The following is a 6,344-nucleotide window of genomic DNA, read 5'->3' as shown; positions in this document are numbered from 1 at the left end:
TACGGGATACGCCATGGGCCGGGGTTAATATAATTCCCTTTTGCAAAGCCAACTTTCTGTGTTGCTCCACCCAGTTCCGTTAGGGTATCTCCACCGCGCAATGTCATATTGCGTCCTCCTGCACGGTTCTGAAATTCAAGAACCCTTACAGAATAACCAGCTTTCCGCAGCTCATAGGCCGCAAGCATACCAGCCAGTCCAGCCCCCAATACAAGAACTGTCGTTCCGGCCTTAGCACCGGAAAGCTTGGGTGGCCCTTTAAAATCACTTTGCATGGCATGACCGAGGCTGGTCATGGCCTGATAAAGACCAGCACTTCCGGCCAGAACACCAACCCTGGTGAGAAACTGCCGACGTGTAGGAGGCAATCTTCCGGAACTCATAGCCATGCAAAACCCTTACATCAGAAGAAAATAACCAAAAAATCAGTATTTTTTCTTTTTATATAATCTGTTTTCAGAATGTGACATTCAATCGCCCGTAATAGTATCCTCCAGTAATCGGCACCTGGAGCGAGAACTGGTCATAAACCTGGCTGCCATAAGCCTGATTCACATGCGGAATTCTGCGTGGACGTACGTTGAAAATATTGTTTGCACCAACAGCCAGATGGAAATTTTTATTGAAACGATAACCAACTTCCAGATCAGTCAGCCACCGTGGTGAATTCTTAAATTGAGCAAAGCAGGTATTGGAATAGCGGAGAGCCTGTCCATCTGCAGGACATGTCAGGGCGCCATTTGTCCAGTCCTGATATTCCAGCATATTTGTTGTTTCGCCATAACGTGTCTGACGAATATTAATATCCCACTTATCCACCGTATAAAATGCATTGAGAATGATTTTGCTACGAGGATAGGCTGTTGTGATATAGCCAATATTTTGTGCGTTCAGAACTTCATTCCCATTGGAATCCAGACCGTTGTGATGGAGGCGCGTCCGGTTCAGATCAAGCGCCATTGACAAATTCAGCGTCCCATAACGCTCCATGTGAAAAGCATAGTCCGCTTTGATATCCAGCCCCTGAGTCCGGGTACTCGCACCATTGGTGAGATAATAGGCGCTATCCTGAGACGGGTCAGACAAAGCTGGTCCGGCAAGCGTATACCCCATTGCTTCAATAGCATTGACTGCAGCCTGACCATTGACCGTCCCGCCGCCTACGATACGGTCACGCAGATTGATCTGATAGACATCGGCTTCAATATGAAACCCTTTTATTGGCTCAATAACAATACCACCACTCTCACTGACAGACTGTTCCGGCTTTAGCTTTGAAGCCCCCAAAGCACGTGCCGCCGCCGATGACGCGGCAAGCATACCAGACGCACTGGTTGGGCCAACATTCATTGCGCTGTAATGCTGCTCTGCAAGGGTGGGTGCGCGAAACCCGGTACTGATTGTTGCGCGAAAGGCCAGCCATTTTGTCGCATCATAGCGGGTTGAAATTTTCCCTGTCTGGGTATTGCCCACATCCGTATAATGTTCAAAGCGGCCGGCAAAATCCAAATCCCAGTTTTTCAAAGGATGGAAATCACCATCAATATAGGCCGCAAAAATATCACGGTGCCAGTTTCCCGCGCTCTGCGGCCCCAGACCCGCATACCCCTGCGTGCCACCCAGCTCATAGGAATTCGGGTTACCCGCTATAATTTGATAAGTTTCAAGTCGATGCTCTCCACCTATGGCCAGTGTCATCGGTACAGTGTGGGCAATATTAAAGCGATGACGGAAATCCAGATTATTGGTCCATTGGGCCATCCGATAAGTTTCAGCCCGGGTAGATGTGGGTGACCAACCGCAACCATCTGTCGAATAATATGCGCTGGAAGGATTAGTAGAACATGTTGAGGCAAGCATCCCTGTGTTGACGGTATTTTTATTACCAATCTTGGTGCCGTCAGCACCATAAGTTGAACTTGCGTCCCAATCCCAATCTCCAAAAAGCCTGTTCCCTTTCAGGCCCATTGTGACAGCGTAGTCGTTTTCTTCGTTAGTTTCTAATGGAGAATAACCCCAGGGATACATACTGGGAGCACTACTAGGAATCCGATAATTTTCGTAAGCCTCCCCATGCCGATGCATGTAGGTCAGGTTGCCGTAAAACTGCAGGCGATCATCCACAATATCCTTACCCCAATCCATTCCAAAATTCTCACGCGTTTCTTCAGGACGACCAAGAATCTTGTTTGAATCAAGCGGAACTTTTACAGATCCCGTATAGTATCCATTTGTAGAGGCACCTTCTGGCCAATACCCCAGAAGGCGGTGGTCCTTCGCCCCTACGGTCATATGATCAGTATGATACATCTGGCCGCTAAGATGGAGAAAACCATTATTCCCCCATTTCAAACCGCCATCGGCATTTAACTGGTATTGCCACCCGTCACCATTATACGCATTAGCGCCTGTTTGCGCGCTCATGCTCACGCCATGGTCTCTTTTCTTGGTGATAATATTAACAACCCCGGCAATGGCGTCCGAGCCATACATGGCCGCGGCTCCATCTTCCAGCACTTCAATATGATCAATCATATTGGCGGGGATGCTATTAATATCGGCCCCTGTAGAACCAAACTGCGGGCCAGAATCTGCAACAATGTTTGCAGTATTATGCCGCCGTTTGCCATCAACCAGAACAAGAACTTCATTCGGCCCCAACCCACGCATCTGAATGGATGAGGTCAAGGCCGCAGAATCCGCTCCCATTGCGACAACGTTAATGGAAGCATAAGTGCGTGTCAGCGCATCTGCGAGATTCATCTGTCCTGATCGGGCCAAAGTGGCAGCCGAGACAACCGTTACAGGAGATGTGCTTTGACGCGCCTTGCGGTTGGTCGAATGTGTTCCTGTTGTTACGTTAATTGTTTCTGCCTCTCCCGCCATCATGGGGCCCGTATCTTTATGACGTGCTGGCGGAACATGAGATGAGGACGATTTTGCAGAACTTATTTTACTTTTCTGGGAATGTGCCTGATCAACAGGATGTTTTTGCGTTGCGGGACGATATTTTTCAGATGGTGCAGCCACTGCGGTAATAGAAGGCGTTACGACACACAGGGTGGTCGTCATCAAGAAAATTTTGTTTCTTATCATCATGCCTCACCCGATACTTTCTGCAAAAGTACTTTAGGACACCACGACCCAAGTTATTTCCGCAGTATGAGGAGGCACTCAGGAAACTGCCATCACTATGAATCGATTCCGGAATGTTTTTGAGGGGTAGTTGCCATATAGCAACATTATGCAGCCACCCAGCTGATGACGACGCTCTTTAGATTTAAGAGACACCGCCCCATTTTATGTCGCTACTCGACCTCAGCCATACCCGAACCGTACTCCAGTCCGAACGTTTCTGGTTTATGCTCCCTCGTCTCTGCCCCTTTCCCCGGAAGGACCACCATGACCAGCACCGCCCCAAACCCCGGCCCGCTTTCAGCCGAAGAGCTGGATCTGTTCAATAAATGGTGGCACGCCGCCAATTATCTTTCCATTGGCCAGATCTACCTGCTGCGTAATGCTCTGCTGCGGGAACCGCTCAAGCTGGAGCACATCAAAAAGCGTCTTCTGGGCCATTGGGGCACTACGCCGGGGCTGAACTTCATCTGGCTGCACCTCAACCGTATTATTCGGGCACAGGGGCAGGATATCCTGTTTGTCGCCGGTCCTGGCCACGGGGCACCGGGGCTGATTGCTTCCACATGGATGGAAGGCACCTATACGGAATACTTCCCGGACGTGACGCAGGATGAAGAGGGCATGACGCGCCTCTTCCGTCAGTTCTCCTTCCCCGGTGGCATTCCCAGCCACGCAGCCGCCACCACGCCCGGCTCTATCCATGAAGGCGGTGAACTGGGCTACTCCCTCTCCCACGCCTATGGCGCGGTGTTTGACCATCCGGACCTTGTGGTCGCCTGTGTGGTGGGGGATGGCGAGGCAGAAACCGGGCCACTCGCCACCTCATGGCATTCCAACAAGTTTCTCGACCCCAAAACAGACGGGGCCGTGCTCCCCATCCTGCATCTGAATGGCTACAAAATTGCCAACCCCACCGTTCTGGCCCGCATCCCCAAGCATGAGCTGCGTGATTTCCTGAAAGGCTGTGGATACGAGCCAATTTTTGTGGAAGGGCATGACCCGGCCCCCATGCATCAGGCTATGGCAAAAGCCATGGACGAGGCTTTTGCCCGCATTACCGCCATTCAGACTGCCGCTCGTAGCGGTAAGGACGCCCCACAGCGCCCCACATGGCCAATGATTGTCCTACGCAGCCCCAAGGGCTGGACCTGCCCCAAAACGGTAGATGGCCTGCGCACGGAAGGGTTCTGGCGGGCGCATCAGGTGCCGGTAGACCATATGGAAAAACCCGGCCACCTCGCCATTCTTGAAGAATGGATGAAGTCCTACAAGCCAGAAGAACTGTTTGATGAAAATGGCAGCCTGAAAGACGAGATTGCCGCCCTTACCCCACCGCCCAGCAAGCGGATGAGCGCCAGCCCTTACGCCAATGGCGGCGCGCTGCTCCGCCCCCTCCGCCTGCCGGATTTCCGCGCTCATGCCGTCGCCATAACAGCACCCGGTAAGACCGTGGCAGAATCCACCCGCGTTCTGGGTGAATGGCTGAAAGATGTCATGGCGGCCAATCTGGACAAACGGAATTTCCGTGTGCTGGCCCCGGATGAAAACAATTCCAACCGCCTGAACGCCGTTCTGGATGTCACCAACCGCGCCTGGAACGCGGAAACTGAACCGTATGATGATCATCTGGCCAAAGACGGCCACGTGATGGAAATCCTCAGCGAACACACCTGTCAGGGCTGGCTGGAAGGCTATTTGCTGACAGGCCGCCACGGATTTCTGTCCTGCTATGAGGCCTTCATCCACATTATAGATTCCATGGTGAACCAGCACGCCAAATGGCTGAAAACCTCGCGGGAAACCAGCTGGCGGCGGCCCATTGCATCACTGAACTATCTGCTCACGTCCCATGTCTGGCGGCAGGACCATAATGGGTTCAGCCATCAGGACCCCGGCTTTCTGAACCATATGGTGAACAAGAAAGCAGAGACCGTGCGCATCTATCTGCCACCGGATGCCAACACGCTGCTGTGCGTGGCGGACCACTGCCTGCGCAGCCGGGACCGCATCAATGTCATTGTGGCTGGCAAACAACCGGAATTGCAGTGGCTCAGCATGGATGATGCCCTCACCCACTGCCAGCAAGGCATTGGCATGTGGGAATGGGCGAGTAATGACAAAGGAAGCGCGCCGGACGTTGTCATCGCAAGTGCGGGCGATGTGCCGACACTGGAAGCTCTCGCCGCTGTCAGCCTGCTGAATGAATACCTTCCGGATGTAAAAATCCGTTTTGTAAACGTGGTCGATCTGATGACGCTGCAAACACCGGAGCAGCACCCGCACGGCCTGCCGGATGAGACGTTTGATGCGCTCTTCACCTCAGACAAACCCGTGATCTTTGCTTTCCATGGCTATCCGGCACTGGTGCATCAACTCATCTACAAACGGAAAAACGCCGCCAATTTCCATGTGCATGGTTTCCGGGAGGAAGGCACCACCACCACCCCGTTTGACATGACCGTGCGCAACCATCTGGACCGTTTCCACCTGGTCGCCAACGTCATCCGGCGGGTGCCCCGGCTGGCGAGTCAGGCGGCCTATACGCATCAGGCCGTGCGCGACAAACTGGCGGAACATGAACGCTATGTGTGTGAGCATGGCGAGGACATGCCCGAAATCCGGAACTGGACCTGGCCTCAGTAAAAATCCCTGCGCACTATTTTGCACGATTTGGCGCATCTGAGATGTTGTCATGCCGTAACAGATGGCTTAGCATTACGATACACAAACGATCTGATTCCGTCATGATCGGTTGTGAGGAAATGCCGGTCATTCCATGCGGCCTGACTATTCTTGACATCATCTCGGGATTACCTGATGCCACACGCTCATCCGCCCACCGCACCGACGCGCCGGCAGCTTCTGACCCGCATCGGCACTCTGGCTGGCAGCGCCGCGCTGTATCAGGCCATGACCACTCTGGGCCACGCCATGGGCACAGATTTCCGTGGGCCACCCCAGCTCTCCGGTGCCAAACCCGGCACCCGCGTGCTGGTGCTGGGTGCGGGTCTGGCCGGGATGCTCTCGGCCTATGAACTGCGGAAAGCGGGTTACAAAGTCCAGATTCTGGAATTCCAGAGCCGCAGCGGCGGTCGTAATATCAGCCTGCGCGGGGGTGACACCGTCAAGGAACTGGGCGGTGCCACCCAGAAAGTTGGTTTTGCACCGGGCAATTATATCAACCCCGGCCCATGGCGTATCCCGTA

4 protein-coding genes are annotated in these 6,344 nt (G+C 53.2%); 2 read left to right on the top strand and 2 right to left on the bottom strand.

Going from position 1 to position 6,344, the window contains the following annotated elements; all coding sequences use genetic code 11:
- Both AD928_RS01040 and AD928_RS01035 read right to left on the bottom strand, forming a co-directional pair.
- Positions 1-389 (bottom strand): NAD(P)-binding protein (locus tag AD928_RS01040; protein WP_209436630.1); only part of this gene is annotated, 389 nt, incomplete at its 3' end.
- A 67-nt stretch (positions 390-456) separates the two neighbouring features.
- Positions 457-3,072 carry a TonB-dependent receptor plug domain-containing protein gene (locus tag AD928_RS01035; RefSeq protein ID WP_373320567.1) on the bottom strand — a complete coding sequence of 872 codons (2,616 nt, stop codon included), beginning with the start codon at positions 3,070-3,072 and terminating at the stop codon, positions 457-459.
- 330 nt (positions 3,073-3,402) lie between these two features.
- Between AD928_RS01035 and AD928_RS01030 the strand changes: the two genes are divergently transcribed.
- On the top strand, positions 3,403-5,781 hold the full coding sequence (locus AD928_RS01030) for a phosphoketolase family protein (RefSeq protein ID WP_062247548.1): 2,379 nt from the start codon (positions 3,403-3,405) through the stop codon (positions 5,779-5,781).
- 174 nt (positions 5,782-5,955) lie between these two features.
- On the top strand, positions 5,956-6,344 hold a 389-nt coding region (locus tag AD928_RS01025), incomplete at its 3' end, for an NAD(P)-binding protein (protein ID WP_156470035.1).

Source organism: Acetobacter cerevisiae (assembly GCF_001580535.1).
GTDB lineage: Bacteria > Pseudomonadota > Alphaproteobacteria > Acetobacterales > Acetobacteraceae > Acetobacter > Acetobacter cerevisiae.
Note: the sequence above shows the minus strand (reverse complement) of the source record. Positions and strands in the feature narration are given on the sequence as shown.